The sequence below is a fragment of the Actinopolymorpha pittospori genome (genome assembly GCF_014873875.1).
GTDB classification, from domain to species: Bacteria; Actinomycetota; Actinomycetes; order Propionibacteriales; family Actinopolymorphaceae; genus Actinopolymorpha; species Actinopolymorpha pittospori.
Genome location: NZ_JADBEM010000001.1, coordinates 5,988,092 through 6,006,486, shown reverse-complemented (window position 1 = coordinate 6,006,486; position 18,395 = coordinate 5,988,092). Strand labels below are relative to the sequence as shown.

Annotated in this window: 19 protein-coding genes and 1 pseudogene; 8 read left to right on the top strand and 12 right to left on the bottom strand. The window is 67.6% G+C overall.

The features are described from left to right. Positions 1 to 16: 16 nt before the first annotated feature. Together HEB94_RS28025 and HEB94_RS28020 are read right to left on the bottom strand one after the other, a co-directional pair. The gene (locus HEB94_RS28025; RefSeq protein WP_192752661.1) at positions 17 to 901 is read right to left on the bottom strand and encodes a sugar phosphate isomerase/epimerase family protein; all 885 of its coding nucleotides are present in this window, start codon (positions 899 to 901) and stop codon (positions 17 to 19) included. Beyond that, positions 898 to 2,211 (bottom strand): ROK family protein, encoded by a 1,314-nt coding sequence (locus HEB94_RS28020; RefSeq protein ID WP_192752660.1) that lies wholly within the window; start codon positions 2,209 to 2,211, stop codon positions 898 to 900. Before HEB94_RS28020 ends, HEB94_RS28025 begins: the two co-directional genes overlap by 4 nt. A gap of 600 nt (positions 2,212 to 2,811) precedes the next feature. Between HEB94_RS28020 and HEB94_RS28015 the strand changes: the two genes are divergently transcribed. Further along, positions 2,812 to 3,282, top strand: a complete 471-nt coding sequence (locus tag HEB94_RS28015; protein WP_192752659.1) for a DUF5994 family protein — start codon at positions 2,812 to 2,814, stop codon at positions 3,280 to 3,282. 72 nt (positions 3,283 to 3,354) lie between these two features. Here HEB94_RS28015 and HEB94_RS51210 read toward each other — a convergent pair. After that, positions 3,355 to 4,168 (bottom strand): annotated as a pseudogene (locus tag HEB94_RS51210) (isocitrate lyase/PEP mutase family protein). Between the two features lie 237 nt (positions 4,169 to 4,405). Between HEB94_RS51210 and HEB94_RS28005 the strand changes: the two are divergent. Together HEB94_RS28005 and HEB94_RS28000 are read left to right on the top strand one after the other, a co-directional pair. Continuing rightward, complete coding sequence (locus tag HEB94_RS28005; protein ID WP_192752658.1) at positions 4,406 to 4,840, top strand: VOC family protein; 435 nt, start codon at positions 4,406 to 4,408, stop codon at positions 4,838 to 4,840. A 68-nt stretch (positions 4,841 to 4,908) separates the two neighbouring features. After that, positions 4,909 to 5,499, top strand: a complete 591-nt coding sequence (locus tag HEB94_RS28000) for a hypothetical protein (RefSeq protein ID WP_192752657.1) — start codon at positions 4,909 to 4,911, stop codon at positions 5,497 to 5,499. An 82-nt stretch (positions 5,500 to 5,581) separates the two neighbouring features. Here the strand turns inward: HEB94_RS28000 and HEB94_RS27995 are convergent, their stop codons facing one another. Continuing rightward, positions 5,582 to 6,265 carry a haloacid dehalogenase type II gene (locus tag HEB94_RS27995; protein WP_192752656.1) on the bottom strand — a complete coding sequence of 228 codons (684 nt, stop codon included), beginning with the start codon at positions 6,263 to 6,265 and terminating at the stop codon, positions 5,582 to 5,584. A 62-nt stretch (positions 6,266 to 6,327) separates the two neighbouring features. On the opposite strand from HEB94_RS27995, the gene HEB94_RS27990 reads away from it, so the two are divergent. Both HEB94_RS27990 and HEB94_RS27985 read left to right on the top strand, forming a co-directional pair. Then, positions 6,328 to 7,269: an IS630 family transposase gene (locus HEB94_RS27990; RefSeq protein ID WP_238361647.1), complete on the top strand. Its 942-nt coding sequence runs from the start codon at positions 6,328 to 6,330 to the stop codon at positions 7,267 to 7,269. A 523-nt stretch (positions 7,270 to 7,792) separates the two neighbouring features. Beyond that, positions 7,793 to 8,737 carry a phosphotransferase family protein gene (locus tag HEB94_RS27985; RefSeq protein WP_192752655.1) on the top strand — a complete coding sequence of 315 codons (945 nt, stop codon included), beginning with the start codon at positions 7,793 to 7,795 and terminating at the stop codon, positions 8,735 to 8,737. Here the strand turns inward: HEB94_RS27985 and HEB94_RS27980 are convergent. The 5 genes from HEB94_RS27980 to HEB94_RS27960 all read right to left on the bottom strand — a co-directional run bounded on the left by HEB94_RS27980 (position 8,720) and on the right by HEB94_RS27960 (position 10,900). Beyond that, positions 8,720 to 9,568 carry a hypothetical protein gene (locus HEB94_RS27980; protein WP_192752654.1) on the bottom strand — a complete coding sequence of 283 codons (849 nt, stop codon included), beginning with the start codon at positions 9,566 to 9,568 and terminating at the stop codon, positions 8,720 to 8,722. The genes HEB94_RS27985 and HEB94_RS27980 overlap by 18 nt on opposite strands. 31 nt (positions 9,569 to 9,599) lie before the next feature. Then, a complete protein-coding gene (locus HEB94_RS27975) occupies positions 9,600 to 9,770 on the bottom strand; it encodes a hypothetical protein (protein ID WP_192752653.1) in 171 nt (56 codons plus the stop codon). Further along, positions 9,760 to 10,005: a hypothetical protein gene (locus HEB94_RS27970; RefSeq protein ID WP_202896586.1), complete on the bottom strand. Its 246-nt coding sequence runs from the start codon at positions 10,003 to 10,005 to the stop codon at positions 9,760 to 9,762. Before HEB94_RS27970 ends, HEB94_RS27975 begins: the two co-directional genes overlap by 11 nt. Positions 10,006 to 10,116: 111 nt before the next feature. Further along, positions 10,117 to 10,503 (bottom strand): PRC-barrel domain-containing protein, encoded by a 387-nt coding sequence (locus HEB94_RS27965; RefSeq protein ID WP_192752652.1) that lies wholly within the window; start codon positions 10,501 to 10,503, stop codon positions 10,117 to 10,119. A gap of 169 nt (positions 10,504 to 10,672) precedes the next feature. Next, positions 10,673 to 10,900 carry a DUF2188 domain-containing protein gene (locus tag HEB94_RS27960; RefSeq protein WP_192752651.1) on the bottom strand — a complete coding sequence of 76 codons (228 nt, stop codon included), beginning with the start codon at positions 10,898 to 10,900 and terminating at the stop codon, positions 10,673 to 10,675. Positions 10,901 to 11,558: 658 nt separating this feature from the next. Between HEB94_RS27960 and istA the strand changes: the two genes are divergently transcribed. The 3 genes from istA (at position 11,559) to HEB94_RS27945 (ending at position 15,849) form a co-directional block, all read left to right on the top strand. Then, entirely contained in the window at positions 11,559 to 13,109 is a 1,551-nt protein-coding gene (gene istA, locus HEB94_RS27955) for an IS21 family transposase (protein ID WP_192752342.1), read from the top strand. Next, positions 13,106 to 13,867 carry an IS21-like element helper ATPase IstB gene (gene istB, locus HEB94_RS27950; protein ID WP_192752343.1) on the top strand — a complete coding sequence of 254 codons (762 nt, stop codon included), beginning with the start codon at positions 13,106 to 13,108 and terminating at the stop codon, positions 13,865 to 13,867. Before istA ends, istB begins: the two co-directional genes overlap by 4 nt. Before the next feature lie 764 nt (positions 13,868 to 14,631). Next, complete coding sequence (locus HEB94_RS27945) at positions 14,632 to 15,849, top strand: Gfo/Idh/MocA family protein (protein WP_202896585.1); 1,218 nt, start codon at positions 14,632 to 14,634, stop codon at positions 15,847 to 15,849. A 113-nt stretch (positions 15,850 to 15,962) separates the two neighbouring features. Here the strand turns inward: HEB94_RS27945 and HEB94_RS27940 are convergent, their stop codons facing one another. From HEB94_RS27940 to HEB94_RS27930, 3 genes are all read right to left on the bottom strand, one after another. Next, complete coding sequence (locus HEB94_RS27940) at positions 15,963 to 16,484, bottom strand: DinB family protein (RefSeq protein ID WP_192752650.1); 522 nt, start codon at positions 16,482 to 16,484, stop codon at positions 15,963 to 15,965. Between the two features lie 47 nt (positions 16,485 to 16,531). After that, the gene (locus HEB94_RS27935) at positions 16,532 to 17,410 is read right to left on the bottom strand and encodes an alpha/beta hydrolase fold domain-containing protein (RefSeq protein ID WP_192752649.1); all 879 of its coding nucleotides are present in this window, start codon (positions 17,408 to 17,410) and stop codon (positions 16,532 to 16,534) included. Between the two features lie 62 nt (positions 17,411 to 17,472). Further along, the gene (locus HEB94_RS27930; RefSeq protein ID WP_202896584.1) at positions 17,473 to 18,261 is read right to left on the bottom strand and encodes a hydroxypyruvate isomerase family protein; all 789 of its coding nucleotides are present in this window, start codon (positions 18,259 to 18,261) and stop codon (positions 17,473 to 17,475) included. Between the last annotated feature and the right edge of the window lie 134 nt (positions 18,262 to 18,395).

Below are 18,395 nucleotides of genomic sequence, written 5' to 3'. Positions count from 1 at the left end.
GGGTGATTGTTCTGTTTCAGGCTTCGTTGTAGATGCGCTTGGCGTTGGCGATACCGCGGCTGCAGCCGATCAGGCAGTCCTCGTGACCCTCGAACTCGATCGAGGCGAAACCGTCGTAGCCGGATTCCTTGATCGACTTCGCGACGCTCCAGGTGTCCAGGTCGCCGTTGCCGACGATCGCGCCACGCAGGAACTTGCCGCCCCGGCTGCGGAACCAGCCCTCACCCGGGTTGCGGCCCGCCGGCCGGACGTAGAAGTCCTTGAAGTGGACGATCATGGCGTACGGCAGGTTGGCCGGAACCGCGGCCGTCGGGTCCTCGTCGACGCAGAGGAAGTTCCCGATGTCCAGCGTGGTCTTGAAGTTGGGCTCGTCGACGGCATGCACGATCCGGCGTACCCGGTCGCTGCTCTGGACGAAGAAGCCGTGGTTCTCCAGGCTGGTGGTGATGCCCTTGGTCGCCGCGTACTGCGCGATCTCCTTGCTGGCCTTGACGATCTTCGGGAGCGCCGCCTCGAACACCGGCGTGTCGTCACCTTCGATGCCGCCGTGCCGGACCACGTCGTGCCGCATCAAGTGGATGCCCAGCCGTTCGGCAAGATCGACATGGGCCTTGACCCGCTCCACCTCGGCCGCGTTCTCGGCGTCGTCGCCAAGGAAACTCGCGCCGATCGCGATGTTGGACAGCGTGACCCCGCGGTTGCCCGCGTGTTCGACGACCTTGTCGACGAACGCCGGGTCGGAGTCGACATTGGGTACCGGGCTGTCCGCGCCCGGATAGATCGAAGCGAGTTCGAGGTGCTCGCCCTCGCTGTCAGCGATCCAGTCGATCACGTCGAACAGGGTCATCGCCCCTGTGCTGAGCCGCTGATTGAAGCTGTAGGAGCTGAATCCGAACTTCATCTGGACATCCTTTTCGTCGATCGGTCGGGTACAGCCGGTGCGTCGGATACGAGTGCGTCGGGCAGCGGGCCGTCGAAGGTGCCGGGCCAGCGATGCCAACGAGGGGGAACGCGGGGAACGCCCAGAATCTGGGCCGAGTGAGTCTCGAAGGTGGAACCGAGGGCGCCGCAGAGGGTGCCGTTGGACTTCAGCAGCGAGGTGGTGATCACCGGCTTGCCGTCGGCCATCAACATGTGATGAACGGCTTCGGTCAACGGGGCGACCAGGTCGTCGCCGGCCCGGGAGAGTCCGCCACCGATGACGATCAACGCCGGGTCCACGGTCAACGCGATGATGGCGATCTGCGGCGCGATCTCGGCGCAGAATTCGGTGATCTCAGCCGCGGCCCGCCGATCACCCTCCCGGGCCCGGGCGAACACTTGCTGCCCGGTGCGTCCGGCGCGCCAGTGCAGCCGGCCGCGCTTGGAGGACTCGGTCCAGCGCATCCCGCGCAGGCTTCCCAGCTCGCCGGCCAACCGGTGCTGGCCCTGCAGGATCGCGCCGTTCATGATCAACGCCGCCGAGATCCGGTGGCCGATCTGAAGGAAGATCAGGTCGTCGTCCGAAGTCGCGTCGGATCCGGGTCTGGCGCCCGTGGCCGGCTCGGCCCGGAGCCGTTGCTCGGCCAGGGCGGCCAGCTTGATGTCGTTCTCGACCAGCACCGGGCAACCCCAGGACGCCGAGAGACGCTCGGCCGGGTCGACACCGATCCAGTCCGGCACGGCCAGGCTCTGGGTGATCCGGCCGTCGTGATCGAGGATGCCGGGTACGCCGATGCCGGCGGCGCGCAGGTCGGCGGGGTCTGCCCCCGAGGCTCGGATCGCCTGACGGACAGCGCCGCGAACGACCCGGAGCCGACCGGAGCCGTCGATTCCGGCGGGCACGATCGCCTCCGCCCGACCGACGATCTCGCCGGCCAGGTCGGCGATCCGGACCCGGACGCTGCCGCTGCCGATGTCGATCCCGGCGACCCGTCCGGCGCCGGCGGTGAACGTGTACGCCCGTGCCGGACGACCAGCTCCCGGGCTGCGCTGCGGTCGAGCCGGCCGAACCGGACCCGTCTCGAGCAGATCACCGATCACCGCGTCGACGGTCGGTCGCGCGAGCCGGGTCGCGACCGCGAGTTCGGCAATGGTCAGCGGGCGTTCCTGGTCCCGCAGCACCGCCAGGCAGGCGGCCGCGTTGGCCCGTCGCACGGCCGCCCCGGCCGGATCCTGTATGGACAGGGGAACTCCATGCCAATTATGAAACCCGGTTATGTAATTGGTCATTAAGGCAGCTCGCCCGCGCCGGGTCAACCCGCCTACGCGGGATCCAGGTGATACGGCCGGACTCGGCCACCCGCCTCCGATGGGTGGTCGGAGTCGCGGCGCCGATCCTCACGCAGACGAGTAGGGACCAACTCGCATCATGAGAGAGGACCAACGGACACCCGGGTGCTGCACGAGGCGCTATCGCCGCAGGTCAGAGGTGGTTGGGCGGGCGGACTCGAGCTCCGACCGGGGGGTGATGAGGCCCGCCGCGGACGGTTGGGTGCCGAGGTCACGACCGCGGGGCACGCCACCAAACCAAGTTACGGCGTAGGGTCACAGTATCCGGAACAACGACATCGAACTCTCAGGCTACCCAGCCACACCGCCCTGGCGTTCCGCGTCAGGACGGCCACAGGTTTGTCGGCCCCACCCCCGACCCAGACTGCACAACCTCGGTTCAGGTACGACCCACGCCTCACGCTGGCACGAGGGCGCCCCTGGCGGCGTCACAGCAACAGGCAGGGCCCAGGGCATCCGTGCAGATGCGTTGGTTCCACAACCCGCCCCGCTGGGGGGCGACACCGGTCGCCGCCGCGCGGCCATGGCGAAGGAGCATCCGTGACTTTCACCGCTGGCGACCGTAGGTCCGGGACTTCGTCACCGGCACCGCTGGAACCCCGCCTGCGATGGGGTCCGAGCCTGTCGCGCAGCGCCACCCTCCACGGTGCCTGGTGGCCACGATCAACTGATCCGCTCGCGGAGTTGCCCGCGCTGATCCTCGCTGTCGACGAGCAACGCGGTGCCCCCGTCACGTGCATCATGCTCGGCCTCACGGGTTGGGATGGCCGGCCTAATCGGCTGCGCGTCGCGGGTCGGTCGATCCGGCTCGGCTGGTTCACTACTCAGCCGGACGGCCTCCTCACCGCCAGCTGCGCCGACCGCTACCACGTCGCGCTGCTGGTCGTTCCCCCGGCAACGGATGCCGAGCTCGCGGAGGCGGCGATGCTTCTGGCCGCCGACGGTGCGAACGCCATACCCGCTCCCCGCATCCTCCCCACCGTCATGGAGCGCCAGGCGGCGCAGGGTTGAGTCGGGGCGGCCGACAACCCCTCACCGATGGGGCTGTGACCACAGCCCTCAGCGGTGGGGGTGGGCCATGCCTCAGCCCGACCGCTCGTAATGACGCTCGAGTTCGGCATGCTTGTCGAGGCCGACCAACCGGTTGAAGTCCTCGAAGGCGACCATGTCCTCCGCCATGGCGCTGGTGTCACCCTTGGCCGCGAGCGTCTCGAGAAAGTCCTTCATCCCCTTGGCGGCGGCGAATCCCACGCCAAGGGAGAAGATCGCCATCGCGTAGCCCATCTCCTCGAGCTTCCCGACCCCCGGCATCGGCGTACGCCCGCCCTCGATCTGGTTGCTGAGGAGCGGTACGACGCCGCGGAACCGCTCGCACGTACGCCGCATCTCCTCCTCACTCTCCGGGGACTCGATGAACAGCACGTCGGCGCCCGCGCCGTGGTAAGCGGTGCCGCGCTCCATCGCCTCGGCCAGGCCGCGCGTCGTCCGCGCGTCGGTGCACGAAGTCGGGGTCGCGCCGCGCGTCGACCGCGGCCCTGATCTTCTGGACCATCTCCTCCCGGTCGATGACGTCCTGCCCGAGCATGTGTCCGCACCGCTTGGGGAAGGTCTGGTCTTCGACATGGATCGCCGCGGCGCCGGCCCTCTCGTACTCGCGAACCGCGAGGCGAACGTTGAGCGGGTTGCCGTAACCCGTGTCCCCGTCGGCGATGAGTGGCAGGTCGACCACCTCAGACATCGCGGCGACCCGGGCCACCATCCGCGTCATCGTCAGATAGCCGACGTCTGGTTGGCCGAGCACGCTCGCCGAGGTCTGATAGCCGCTGAGGTAGCCGGCCTGGAATCCGAGCGCCTGGACGAGGCGAGCTCCAGCGCCGTCGTAGACACCTGGGGCCACCAGGATCTTCGGGTCACTCAACAGCTGCCGGAGTCGGGTGGTGCGTTTTACGGCAAACACGGCAGGGAGACCCTCCAGTCCACGCTAACCCCCGGCGAGCCGCCCGAGAGCGCGCAACCGGCGGATGATCTTCCCCCGCTGCTCGACCCGCGCCGCGGTCTCGGGATGGGCGAGGAATCGTCGGCCTCATTCTGGTTTGCCATCGACTCTTCGGCGTCCGACGTTAGTGTCTTCGCCATGCAGACGAATCGTTCCGCGCCGCCTGCCACCGTCACCCCGGTCCTGGTCTACCCCGACGTACGGGCGGCAGTGGCGTGGCTGGAGGCCGCGTTCGGGTTCGGCGAGCGGGTTCGGATCGACGACTCCCACCGCGCCCAGCTACGCGTCGGTTCGGATGGGGCCGTCGTGGTCGCCGACGCACACCACGATCAGGTCGCACCGAGCGGCGGCGTGGTCACGCAGATCGTCAAGGTGCGCGTGGCCGACGTCGACGCCGCGTTCGCCCGAGCGCGCGACTTCGGCGCGCGCGTCGTCGAGAAGCCGACAACCTGGGAGTACGGCGAACGCTCCTGCGTCCTGGAGGATCTGGCCGGTCACCGCTGGGAGCTCACCCAAACTCTTCGTGACACCGCGCCCGAGGAGTGGGGCGGAGTCACGGTCGCGCCCTGGTGATGTCGCGACGTAGGCCGTATCGATCTACAGCTTGACGCTGCACAAATTCAGTTTGTACTGTGTGGATCATGCCGGCCGTCAGCGTGGAACTCCGCTTCGACTCCGATCACCGCGACACCATCGAGCTCGACGAACTGACTCCCCTGGCCCGCGCGCTCGCCGAGTGCCTTGAGCAGCGTCCCCTGCGCAACCTCGCCACGATCTGGCTCCAGACCATCCACCCCACCGGCGACCTCATCCCCGCCGACGAGATCCACTTCTGGCCCGGCGAGAACCTCGACGAGCCCCACCGCATCCCCTGGTCGGACTGGACCGAATACCCCACCGACTCCACCCAGACCGCTGTGGCCTACCTCGAGGAGCTAGCCCGTCGCCTGCCCATCGGATACCACCCGGTCGGCGCCGACTTCCTCGACTCCATGCCCAAGACCCAGGCCGCGAGTGAGGAGAAGCTGCTCACCCGCGACCAGACAGTCGAGTTGCTGGCCCACCACGGCCGGCAGATCACGACCGCAACCTGGTCCGGATACGTCGCCCGCAACGAAGCGCCCCAGCCCGTCGAGTACGTCGGCCGCACCCCCATGTGGTCCCGCGACGAGATCACCCTGTGGCAGACCGACCGGGCCGCCTGGAAGGCTCGCCAACACAAGCCCGTCTGACCCAGCGCAGGCGCGTACAGCCGGTCCAGTCCCAGAGCCTGGCTGGCGCCACCCAGCGGCGACCGACGTCTGACGGATGACGTCAACCGAACCGCTGGATGATCTGGTCGGCCACGTCCCCAAGATCATCCCCGGTGAGCGTCGGCTGGGGTCCGACGTGCAGCAGGTCATTCCCGGGCCTCTTGATGAGCGCCGCGCCCCACCCGGCCGCGACGGCTCCCAGCGTGTCCCAGGTGTGAGATGCCACGAGAAAGAGATCCTCAGGCGGGACCCGCAACTGCGTCTCCACGTATTCGTAAGCCCCGCGCGAGGGCTTGTGGTGGCGGACTTCAGGCGCGTCCACACTGAAGCGCCTTTCGAATCGATCGATGATTCCGCCCTGCTCGAGCTGTCGTCCCTGTATCTCCAGGAGATTGTCAGTGAGCGTGAAAAGACGGAATCCCGCGGCGTTCAGTTTCGTCAGCGCCTGGGGAACTTCAGGATGCGGCGGCATCGTCGCGAACCGGTCGGTCAGATCGCTCTTGTCCTGCGCCGAGATGCGGATGCCATGCGCGTCGGCCAGCATCTGCAAGACCGCTTCTCCGATCTCGGTAAAAGGTACGTACACCTGCGCGAGCGTGAGCGCCTCGGAGTACAGGATCAGATTGGCAAACCACATCCGCATCGCGGAGCGTTCGTGGAATATGCGTTCGAAGGCCGGCGTCAGCGTTTCGAGATCCAGGAGAGTTTCATTGACGTCGAAAACGATCAGCGGTGTGGCAGCCATGTCGATCTCCTCGGCTCCTCGACCAGACAGACTGGACTGCCTCCCAGGCGCTGAGGCCGACGATGCCGGCGGCTACTGAGCACGCGTTGCGGGTGGTGACAGATACGCGCCCCGGGGTGGTGGCCCTCAGAGCGCCGATTCCCTTGCGTGGCCGGCGCAAACCCGTGTCGCCGACCTCGAGGTGGTGGTTCGTCCGGTTGACCCAGGAGTCCAAGCCGGAAGGCGAGGCGCACTGGAGCTGCCGGTCGATGGCCAAGGCGGCCGGGGTGAGCCCAGCGACGGTGCAGCGTGTGTGGTCTGCTCGTGGGCTCAAGCCGCGTCTGGTGCGCACCTTCAAGCTCTCCAATGACCGCCGTTTCGATGAGAAGCTGATCGATGTGGTCGGCGTCTATCTGAACCCGCCCGACAAGGCGGTGGTGCTGTGCATGGACGAGAAGAGCCAGATCAAGGCGCTCGACCGGACGCAGCCGTCGCTGCCTTGGAAGAAAGGCCGGGCCGGAACCATGACCCACGACTACAAGCGCAACGGGACAACGACCCTGTTCGCCGCGCTGAACGTGCTGACCGGAGTGGTGATGGGCCAATGTCTTCCCAGGCACCGCAACGGCGAGTTCTTGAAGTTCTTGCGCACCATTGACCGCCAGGTCCCCAAGGGACTCCAGGTCCACATGATCCTCGACAACTACGGCACCCACACCCACGACAACGTCGTGGCCTGGCTGGACAAGCATCCCCGGTTCCACCTGCATTTCATCCCGACGTCGAGCTCATGGCTGAACATGGTCGAACGCTGGTTCCGCGAGCTCACCGAGAAAGCCATCCGCCGCGGTGTCTTCAAGTCGGTGCCCGACCTGATCGCTGCGATCGAGGCATACCTCCAAGCCAACAACAACGATCCCAAGCCGTTCGTATGGACCGCCACGGCAGAGGAGATCCTCGAGAAAGTCAGCCGAGGCCGGGTCGCACTCGCATCAATCCCGGCTAATAACGAGACACCACACTAGATACCGGAGGGTTCCGCGCGGCCGACCCGGCACTCGACCTGGTTTCAGTCTGGCATCCCCTGGACGCGACCCAGCGCAACGTCGTGCGCGCAAGATTGAACCCCGGTGAGGTGCAGTGGCGGCGCGGCATGGCATGGCATGGCATGGCATGGGCATTTGAACAGGCCATGGGCCTCGTTGGGTACTACGAGGTCAGTAATTCGCTCGTGAGTCTGTGGGGGGCGCCGCACGCATGCTGGATCGCCTACTTCATGAGGGCGGGGAGGTGTAAGCACAGCCGAAGGCACGAAGGCGACTTCGGGAATGCGAAGCACCGTCGATTCGCACCCGCACGTCGACACGGTGTGAGGCTCACCCGTCCGACGAACTCGTTGTCCCTCCAGGTGATCAGGTAGTCGACCTCACCCGCCTGCTCCATCGCGAACCGTTCCAGATGGTGACGGCCATCCAGCAGCCGGGTCACTGCCTCTGGCGGTTAGAAAACCCCTATCGCCGCAGGCCCCTGACGAATAGGCTCGCGCGCATGACCGACGGCGACTGGAGGGATGGCGGGTTCAGGCAGCGTCGGCCCTCCGTGGAGACTCTCGCCTGGGTTGCGGCGTCGATGGGTCGGGGCAGTCGCGTCGTTGGCTATCGCCGATTGACCGGTGGCGTCTGCTCCGCCGTGAATCGGCTGACTGTCGAGCGACGTGGAATGCGAACGTTCGTCGTACTGCGGCAGTACCCGGGCGGGCTTGGCCTGCAGGGGAGCTTGGAGAAGGAGATCGCCAACCTTGGTGTGGTGGCGGGAAGCGGGCTCCCGGTTCCGAGCATCCTGGCTGCTGATGTTGCTGGTGCTTCGACGGGGGGCGCGCCATCGTTGCTGATGACACGGTTGCAGGGGCATGTTCACCTCAATCCGGCGGAACCTCGGTCGTGGATGACGAGGATCGCGGAGATTGCTGTATTGCTGCATTCCCTCGATCTCCCCGCGAAGATGTTCAGACCTTGGACGGATTCTTGGATCGCTCCTCTAGACGGGTTTCAGGTGCCGGTCGACGCACAGAAGCCGGCTGTGTGGAAGGCGGCGTTTGGTGTCATGGCGGCGCCGCCGCCAAAGGACACTGCCGTCTTTCTGCACTGCGATCTCCTGCCTGTCAACATGCTGTGGTCGCGCGGGAGGATTACTGGACTGACCGACTGGAACTCCATCCATCGGGGGGCGCGCGCGATTGACGTCGGGCACTGTCGGCGATACTTGGCGGCGCTCTACTCGCCCGAGTGGTCGGAGCAGCTTCGGTCGCTCTATGAGTCGATCGCTGGGGTGACTCTCGATCCGTGGTGGGACCTGTATGCCCTGCTGCACTATGACGATAGCGGGCCGAAGTGGATCCGTAGTCAGGTCGCCGGGCGCCGTCCCGTCGATGTGCCCGGCATGACTTCCCGGGTCGAGGTCGCTATCGAGACAGCGCTACGGCGCCTCGGATAACTGCGGGTTCCCTGCTGGTCGCTCTTCCGGTTCTGGCATGCCGCGCAGTAGCTGCGCGAGCTCGGGAACGCGCTGGTGTGGAAGGCGTCCGGACTGGCGCAGCAGATCGTCCAACTGGCCCCGTAGCTGCGAGAGTGGCTCGGTGAACCCTGGCGGGGCAGTGTTGGCGCGAGCGGTCTCCCACAGCCGGTACTCGATCGAGCCGACGTCCTCGCCGGCTCCGGTCGCCTCCTCAGACCGCGGCCCGTCGACGAACCGAATCGACACCGAGACGTCCTCGGAAAGGTGTTCTTGGTCGAACAGATGCCGACCCGCGACCCGCAACTGCTCCTCGAACGCCGCACGGTACGCCGCGTAGTCGGCCTCGCGGAGCCGCAGGATCAGACGCTCGATGTGCTCCAAGCGTTCTGCCAGGGCAGCCTTGGCGGCATCGTCTGGATCCGGTCCGAGCACCGCGGCTTCGGCCTGGCCGATCAGGAGCACGGAGTCGTCGTACAAGCCGTCGATGTCGAGGTCGGCGAGCATCGCCGGCACGCAGGCGACGACTTCGATCGGTTCGGTCCGGTACTCCAACAGGTACTTGCCCTGCGGCCCCACCGTGGACCCCAGGAACCGATCCACGTAGTCGGCTTCCCAGGACCCAGGGCGCTTCTCGGTGAGCTTGTGCATCCCTCCGAGGTTCGCGGCGACAGTGGCGAGCATGTGGCTGATCACCTCGCCACCGTCGGCCACTTCGGTGCGAATCGCGGCGGCGAGTGCGTCGGCAGCCGCGGTGACCTGGCGCCTGTACTCGGCAACTCGGGCCTCCCGGTCCGATGAGCTGTCAGTCACTGGTACGTCCCTTCCCGGTCAGTCTGCTGGCTCACGCGTGCGTCCCCCAACGATGGGTGAGTGGGTACGCGACGACGTGCCCGGCATCGCGCGAGGTGGTGGCCCGGGCTGCGTTCAGGTAGGTGGAGGCGAGCCGGCCCTGCACGTCGGCCCGGTCGAAGCCGCGGAGCAGCCCAGCGTCGGCCAGGCGCTCACGCGTCACTCCCCTCGATCTCCCGCCAGCGTTTGAATGCGGCTTGCCTGGTCATGCCGAGCGCGAGCCCGACTTCGCTCCAGGAGGAACCCGCGAGACGTGCCTGGCGTACGGCTTCGGCGAGGTCGGCCTGGCGCTGTGCGGCCGCGCGCTGCGCTGCGTCTGCCCTGTCGCCGGCTGACTTGATGTCACGAAGCTTCGCCGAGATCGTGGCGAGCTCGTCAGCCGTGCGTGGTTCTGGCATGTCGCCACAGTAGACCACACTGTCAACCGCGGGGATCGTTCAGTATCCCACTGGGGACGCGTGCGTCCCCCGAAGGGAACGGGGTCCGCCGTCCGAAGCGGCAGCCGACCCTCATCGGCGCACAAGGCGACGGCTGCCGGGAGTCGTGGGCGACTTGTAGTCCATGCCGTAGTGCCGGAACACCCGTTGTTCGTCCTCCGCCGACAGTTCCTCGCCTGGCTCGGTGGTGGGTGCGCCCTCAACGTCCTCGGCAGACCAAGCAACCGTCAGCCGATCGGGGACAGCCACCGCGTCGCGGACCGCGACGAGTACCTGTGTGCGTGAGAGTGTGCCGGTCCGCACGCACAGCACCAGCGGTTCGTTGGTCTCGCCGTCGTAGTAGACGTCCTCGAGCTTGCCCAGCTTGTTCCCACCACTGAGACAGACATCATGCCCTCGCCAGTCTCCGACATTGGCCGCAGCGCTCATCAGCGTCGCCTCCCCCGTGTCCTCCTGCATTGACGTGCTCCCTGAGGGGCGAGTGTCCACTTCCGACGCTACGCGCGGCCGGCGGTCGACAGGGTCCTTATGTCCCGTTCACGACGATTGTCGCGCTGAGGATCGCGGCGGTCGGTCAGGTCGTCCAGAAGCGGTGCGAGGGTTGCCACGCATTCGGCCTCGACACGCGCTACCCGCGCGGAGGGAAGGGGTCGTTCAGGTAGGTCGACTCACCTTCGATCTTGCCGTGGTGATCGTGAACGACCAGCTGACTGGGCTGCTCGGCACGCGCCCGCTTGCGGCCCTCCGCTACGGCGTCAGCCTTGTTCTCGAAGTGCTGGACCTTCGCCTCGTCCCGGCTGAGCTTCCACTGCCCCCGCTCCGGCTGGACGCGGTAGACCGTTCGATCACTGGCCATGGTCAGCTCCTTCCGCCACAGATCCGTGCCCCCGTGTCGAGCACTTCTTCCATCGTGGTCCCATCGTGGCCAGATCAGGCCTCCAGGATCGAGGTCATCATGCGGCTCGGCGTGGGGTCTCTCGCCCGGGGATCTGCTGGAGACGCTCTCCGAAACGTGTACGTGCTGGACATATGCCTGTGTATGCGAGCAGCGGAGACAGGGACCGCGTCACCCCCATCGCCGAGCGGGACAGAACGCACCTCCACATCTCTCCCGCTCCGACATGGCACGCCTGCGGAGCGTGTACGACGAGCCGCCCGATCTCGGTCCCTTCTCCGACCTGGTCATCGCACACGAGATAACCCACCTGGCCGATCGCCCTTCCTGGCTCGACGTCCGAGGACCAGCGAAGCTGGAGCGCTGTCGAACCCCGGCTCTTGTGGTTCACGGAACTCTTCGCCAACCTCGGCCCGCACGGCTACATCGCAGAACGGGAACCTGTGTCCATGGCCATGAGAAAGTCCCCAGTGGTGGCCAGTTTTAGGTCCCCACTGGTGGCCAGGTAGAAGTCCCCGTTTCCTCGCTGCTGGTCCCGCGTGTCGGCCGGGGGTTGTGGCCCTGAGCGGTGACGGTGGCGGTGTCTAGCCAGTCACCGCACCGCTCAGGGAGCTCCCCATTGTTATCTGCGAGGGAACGTATGGACATCATCGCTGCTTACCGCGAGGTAGGCACGTATCGGGGCGCGGCCGCGATGTGCGGCGTGTCTCACAAGACCGTGAAACGGGTGATCGAGCGGCAGGAGGCCGGCGGGGACGTGGCCTCGGAGCGGGAGCCGCGCGGGCACAACTATGACGAGGTCGGCGACCTGGTGGCCAGACGGGTGGAGGCCACGAGCGGGAGGATCTCGGCCAAGCGGCTGTTGCCAGTGGCGGCCGCAGCAGGCTATGCCGGGTCGGCGCGGAACTTCCGGCGTCTGGTGGCGGACGCGAAAGGCCAATGGCGTAAGGACAATCACCGCGGCAGACGGCCCGGGGTGTGGGCGCCGGGGCAGCATCTGCTGATCGACTGGGGTGTCGAGCTCGGGGTGCACGTGTTCTGCGCGGTACTGGCCTGGTCGCGGTACCGGTTCGTCCGGTTCGCTCACGATGAGCGGGCCGAGACGACGCTGCGGCTGCTGGCCGAGTGCTTCGAATCCCTCGGCGGAGTCCCAAAGGTGGTGCTCGCGGACCGGATGGGCTGTCTGAAGGCCGGTGTCGTGGCGAATGCCGTGGTCCCCACGGGTGGGTATGTGCGGTTCGCCGCGCACTACCGGTTCCGCCCGGACTTCTGCGAGGCCGCCGATCCGCAGTCCAAGGGCATGGTGGAGAACCTGGTCGGCTACGCCAAGCGCGACCTGCTCATCCCGCAGGCGCCGTTCGCCGACCTTCCTGCGGCCAACACGGCCGCAGCCCAGTGGTGCCGGGAGGTCAACCAGGTAAGGCATGCCGAGATCTGCGCGGTTCCGGCCGAGCGGCTGCCAGCCGAGCGAGGGCTGCTAGGCGAGCTGCCCTCGCTACGTCCGAGCCTGGGGAGGGCGACCCTCCGGAAGGTCGACCGGCTCTCGTGTGTGCGATACGGCTCGGCCCGCTACTCCGTCCCGACTTCTTCGATCGGCGCGAGCGTGCAGATCATCTGTCACGCCGGCTCGGCGCCGGGCGGAGTCGGTGGCCGGTTGCTGGTCCTGGAACCGGGCACGGGGCAGGTGCTGGCAGAACATCGGCTGGTCGCACCGGGGGAGGCGAGCATACTCGACGAACACTACGGCGGCCCTCGCCCCGAGCTGCCCGCGCGGGCGGTGCGGGCCAAAACCCAAGCGGAGAAAGACTTCTGCGCGCTCGGGGACGTCGCCGAAGAGTTCATCAAGGGCGCAGCCGCGGCCGGGAACTCCCGCCTAGCCGCCGAGCTCGCCGACATCACCACGCTCGAAGCAGCACACGGCCGTCAGGCACTGCTGGCCGCGCTGAACCGGGCGGTGGCGTTCGGCCGGTTCAAGGCCGCCGACGTCCGCTCCATCCTGGCCACCGGCGCCGGTGCGCCCGAACCGGCCGAGCCCGGTGATGTCTTGATCCTGCCATTACCCGCTGTCCCGGTCCGGTCCCTGGCCGACTACGCCCTCACCACAGATGCCGAGCACAGCACTCCGGCCGAGCCCCGCAACACCAACCCCGCAAGGGAGATCATCTCATGACCGCGTCCAGCCCGCCTACCTTGGCCGCTGACCTGACCGAGGGACTGCGCCGCCTCAAACTAGCCGCGATCCGCAAACTCGCTCCCGAGCTGCTCCAAACGGCCAAGACCCAGCGCTGGACACCAGAAGAGCTACTCCGGACGCTGATCGAGGCCGAGATCACCGCCCGCGAGGCCTCCAACGCCCGCAACCGGCTCAAGGCCGCGGCCTTCCCCCTCGTCAAGACCCTCGAGGAGTACGACCTGACCGTTTCCTCCGTACCCAAAGGAACATTCGACTACCTCGCCAACCTGGAATGGATCCGTGCGAAAGAGAACACCTGCCTGATCGGACCGGCCGGCACCGGCAAGTCGCACCTACTCGTCGCGCTTGGCGTCGCCGCCGTCGAACAAGGCCACAAAGTCCGCTACCTCACCGCGGCCGAACTGGTCGAAACCCTCTACCGAGGCCTCGCCGACAACTCCGTCGGCCGTGTCATCGACACCCTCCTGCGCAACGACCTGATCATCATCGACGAGCTCGGGTTCGCACCCCTGGACGCCACCGGCACCCAACTGCTGTTCCGGTTCGTCGCCGCCGCCTACGAACGCCGATCCCTCGGCGTGGCCTCGCACTGGCCCTTCGAGCAATGGGGCCGGTTCCTACCCGAACAGACCACGGCGGTCAGTCTCCTCGACCGACTCCTCCACCACTGCAACACCGTGGTCACCGACGGCGAGAGCTACCGCATGCGACAAGCCCGACACACCAGGAGGTGAACGCCTCACCACAAGCTGATCAAACCCGAGGAACGGGGACTTTTAGATGGCCACCAGCGGGGACACGCACTTGGCCATTGACAACCTGAATCATTTCCTTCTGGAAACTGCCTTCGAGGTCATCGGAGCAGTCGCTCCGGACAGGCGGCCCCTTCGCAGGCCGGGTAGGGCCGGGCTGCGAAAGATGCACGCGATCCTGCATGGGCCCATCCTCTGATGGACGCATCTACGCAGCGCTGGCCGAACTGGACCCCTCAGTTGCCGAGGACATCCGCCGTTGGGCGCACGACGAGCCGCCTTCGTTCTAGGTCCGCCCGGTGGCGACTGCCGCAGCCCACCGCCGCTGGCCCGGCCTCGGACCCGCGGCCCCGCGGAGGCTGACCGCCCGTACCCGATCGAGCGCGGCGAGGGACGGAGCCCCTCGTAGGCTCACCCAGGAGTGGGCGAACTCCGCGACCACTTGCGGCCAGTTGCGACCACGTGCTCTGCCACCAGCCAGAGGATGTCGACCGGGCTCACGACTCCTCGTAGTTGGCCTGGTGGCCATCGCGGACGTCCGTACGGCGCACCATCACCCCGCTGAGTCATGCCACCGACCGTGCTGTGCGCCCTGCGGCCGTCAGCGCCCAGCGATCGAGGGGGCCGCGGGGCGCGGACCTGGACACATTGGACAGAATTGGCAGAATCCACGAAACGCGTCGGTGCAAACCGGCAGGGCGATCCCCGCTCGTACACGATCAAGACCAGCGGTAAGGATGATCGACATGAAGATCGGCGTCATCGGTACCGGGCAGTTCGCCCGCAGTTTCATCTCGTTGTGGCAGAAGCATCCCGACGTCGAGGCGATCTACGCCTGCGACCTCGTTCCCGAACGGGCCAAGGAGCACCAGGAGAAGTACGACCTGGCCGGTACGTTCGCCGACGTCGAGGAGATGCTGGCCTCCGACGTGGACTCGGTGGCGGTGATGACCCAGCGCTGGACGCACGGCTCGCTGGTGCTGCAGGCGCTGGAGGCCGGCAAGAACGTCTACTCCGCGGTGCCGATGGCAATCACCGTCGACGAGATCAAGGCCATCATCGACAAGGTCACCGAGACCGGGCTGATCTACATGATGGGCGAGACCAGCTACTACAACCCGGCCGTGGTCTGGGCCCGCGGCAAGGTCGCCGAGGGCGCGTTCGGGCGGGTGTTCTACGCCGAGGGCGACTACGTCCACGACATGGACAACGGTTTCTACGCCGCCTACCGGTACAGCGGCGGCGACGACTGGAAGAAGACCGCCAGCTACCCGCCCATGCTCTACCCGACGCACGCGATCGGTGGTGTCCTCGGCGCGCTGCCGACCTACGCCACCAGCGTCAGCTGCATCGGCATCCACGATGACCGCGGCGACGGCGTCTTCGACAAGGACGTGTCGCTGTGGGGCAACGACTTCTCCAACATGAGTGCGCTGTTCGGTCTCGCCGACGGCGGCGCGATGCGCACCAACGAGTTCCGCCGGGTCGGTTACTGGCGAGGGCATGAGTCCCGGTTCCGGTTCTACGGCACCGACTCGGTGATGGAGCAGACCGGTCAGGGCGCCACCTGGAGCATCAAGACCGAGGGCGAGGACTACCGCAAGGGCGACACCCTCGACATCAGCGACCTCTTCTACACCCGCAACGCCCAGGTGCCGGAGGGCTTCGGCGATGTCGACCCGGCACTGATGCAGAGCTTCGCCTCCGGCACCGCCAAGGTGCAGGACCGCAGCCGGCTGCCCAAGGAGTTCGAGGGTGCGCACAACGGGCATGAGGGCTCCCACCACTTCCTGGCCGACGACTTCGTCCGAGCGGTGACGACCAAGACGCAGCCGCCGGTGAACGCCTGGAAGGCGGCCCGGTTCACGCTGCCGGGTGTGATCGCGCTCGAGTCGGCCCGCCAGGGCGGCGCCCGGTTGCCGATCCCGGACTTCGGAGACGGCCCCGAGAACCCTGCCTGGTAAACCACCCAGCAGCCGCCGGACGGAGCCGGATTCGCCTGTTCGGAGGTCATGGCCACTGACACGGCCCCCAGGGCCGCCCTTGCGGCGCCCTGGGGGCCGTGCTCCGACACCGTCTACTGACTGGTCCTCGTCCAGCGATGGAGGTCACGCAGTAGTGCGATCTCGGCGCCATGGTGGATCTGTTCGTCGATCAGAATCTGCAGCACCGCGCCCGCCGACCGTGTGCCGCCCAGGTGACTCGGCCGTTGCTCGTCAAGGTCTCCGTCAGTCGCGTGCTCGATCCATTCGGTGACCGATTCTCGGCTCCGCGTCCAGCTGTCGATGGCTGCCCCCGCCGTGGACGGCACAGTCAGGTCGGCGAAGTTGCGTTCGCCAGGACCGAAAGCGTGCTCCCAGTAGATCCGGTTGTCGGCAGCGATATGGACAAGCCTCCAGGCGATCGTGGTGACCGGCGCAGGATCGGGCGCGAACTCGTATGGATAGCTCCAACCGCCCCGCTCCGGGTCGAGGTAGACGTTCCACCCGCCGGGAGCTGGCTCCCAGAAGTACTCGTCGTCACTCAGCCCATCCAGGCGCCGCTCCAGACGCTCCGCCGACTGCTGCCACTGCGACCTCAGGACGTGGACTGCCCGCATGCCCTACACCTACCGCATGCGGGGCCGGCCAGTGCGCGCGACGGCAGTCATCCGGCGATCTCCCTCACGATCGCGGCCGCGGCGGCGCGGCCTTCGGGGGTAGGAGTAAGCGGGTAGACGTGCACGGCGCCGTCGCAGACCGTGAGTCGCATCGTCACGTCCTCGGCGGCGGCGCGCTCCCGGAGACGGACCATGTCGGGCAGGAGCAGGTCGCGGGTGCCGGCGTAGACGTCGAGGGGCGGCAGGCCGGTCAGCGACCCGTTGATCGGGCTCAGCCGTGGGTCGCCCGGGTCGTCGCCGCCGGCCCACGCCCGCCCGATCTCGACCGCGCCAACCCACCCCAGCATCGGATCGCGAGCCTCGACAGCGGGGATGGCGGGGTTGGACATGGTGATGTCCAGCCACGGGGCGATGAGCACCAGTCGGCGCGCCTGCGGCAGCCCCGCCGCGGCGAGGGTCTGCGCGAACCCCAGGATCAGCCCGCCGCCGGCCGAGTCACCGGCGAGGGTGACCGCGGAGGGGTCGACGTCGACGAGCAGGTCCCGGTAGACGGCCTCCAGCAGCTGGTAGGCCTCCCGATAGGTGTACTGCGGTGCCAGCCCGTAGAGCGGAACCTCAACCCGCACCCCGGCGTCGGCCAGACGGGAGATCAACCCCCAGTGCTGGACGACAATCTCGCTGACGTAGGCACCACCATGGACGTACACGACGACGCGCTCGGCGGCCCGGCCGGTCGGGGCGACAGTCCAGCAGTCGAAGCCGGCGACCTGCCGGCAGCGGACCTGGTGCCGAGAGCGCAGCCGCGCCGGTGGGGCCGACTCCCCCTTCGCAGCCGCCAGCAGGCGACGAGCGCCGGCGGTGGTGGCGTGGCGCTCCTTGTAGGTCAGGCGCACGTAGGCCGCGACCGCGCGCATCTGCAGGCTCATGGGTTCCCTCGGGCGGGTGCGGACTCAGCTGACGGCCGAGTTCGCCGCGCTGGCGACGGCCTTCAGCGAGGCGAGCGCTCCACCTGGCCTGCGACCTCGCGGATGTAGCCCATGGCCTGCGAGGTCGACACGGAGGGGCGGCACTCCAGCCCGATGCCCCCGGTGTAGCCGAGGTCGGCCAGTGTCCCGAGTAGCGCGGCCCAGTCGACGTCTGCGGTCCCCGGCTCCTGCCGGCCGGGCGCATCGGCGATCTGAACGTGCCCAACCAGGTCGATCGCGCCGCCAAGTTCGGTTCGCGGGTCCTCGCCCATGACGATCGAGTGATACGCGTCGTAGAGCAGCCGGACCCGCGGCGAGCCCACCTCGCGGATCACGTCCAGACCCTCACTCGTGGTGTCGAGGTAGGTGCCGATGTGGTCGACACGGGAGTTCAGCGGCTCGAGCAGAACCGTGACATCCGTGCCCTCCAGGACCTCGGCGGCCCCACGCAGCGCCTCGACGAGCGCCGCGTGCTGGACCGGCCGCGGCACGTCGTCGCGCACCTGGCCAGCGACCGCGACAAGGAACGGCACGTCAAGCCGACGGGCGACTTCCACCGAGTCGGCGACAGCCGCAACGAACTCCTCGCGCGTCGCCGGGTCGACCAGCCGGGACTGCGGGTCGACGATCATCGACACCAGCCGGCTGCCGGTCTCGGCGAGTGCGGATCCGAGACTGTCGAGGTCCTTGGTGCGCCAACTCCAGATCTCCACGGCGTCGGTCCCGTCGGCGGCGGCCGCGCGCACGCGGTCACCGATATCGTCGCCCGCCTCGGTGTAGAGCCACTCCAGGCAGGTCGAGAGCCGCATCATGTCCTCACTCCTCCGTCGTGGTTCGCGGTCACACCTCAGCACGCACTGGACCGGGGTCGACAGCGTCGACCAGAGCGTACGCCTGGTCCGCCGCGGCGACGCGGTACGCGCACGTCAGCAGTCCGTAGCCAGCC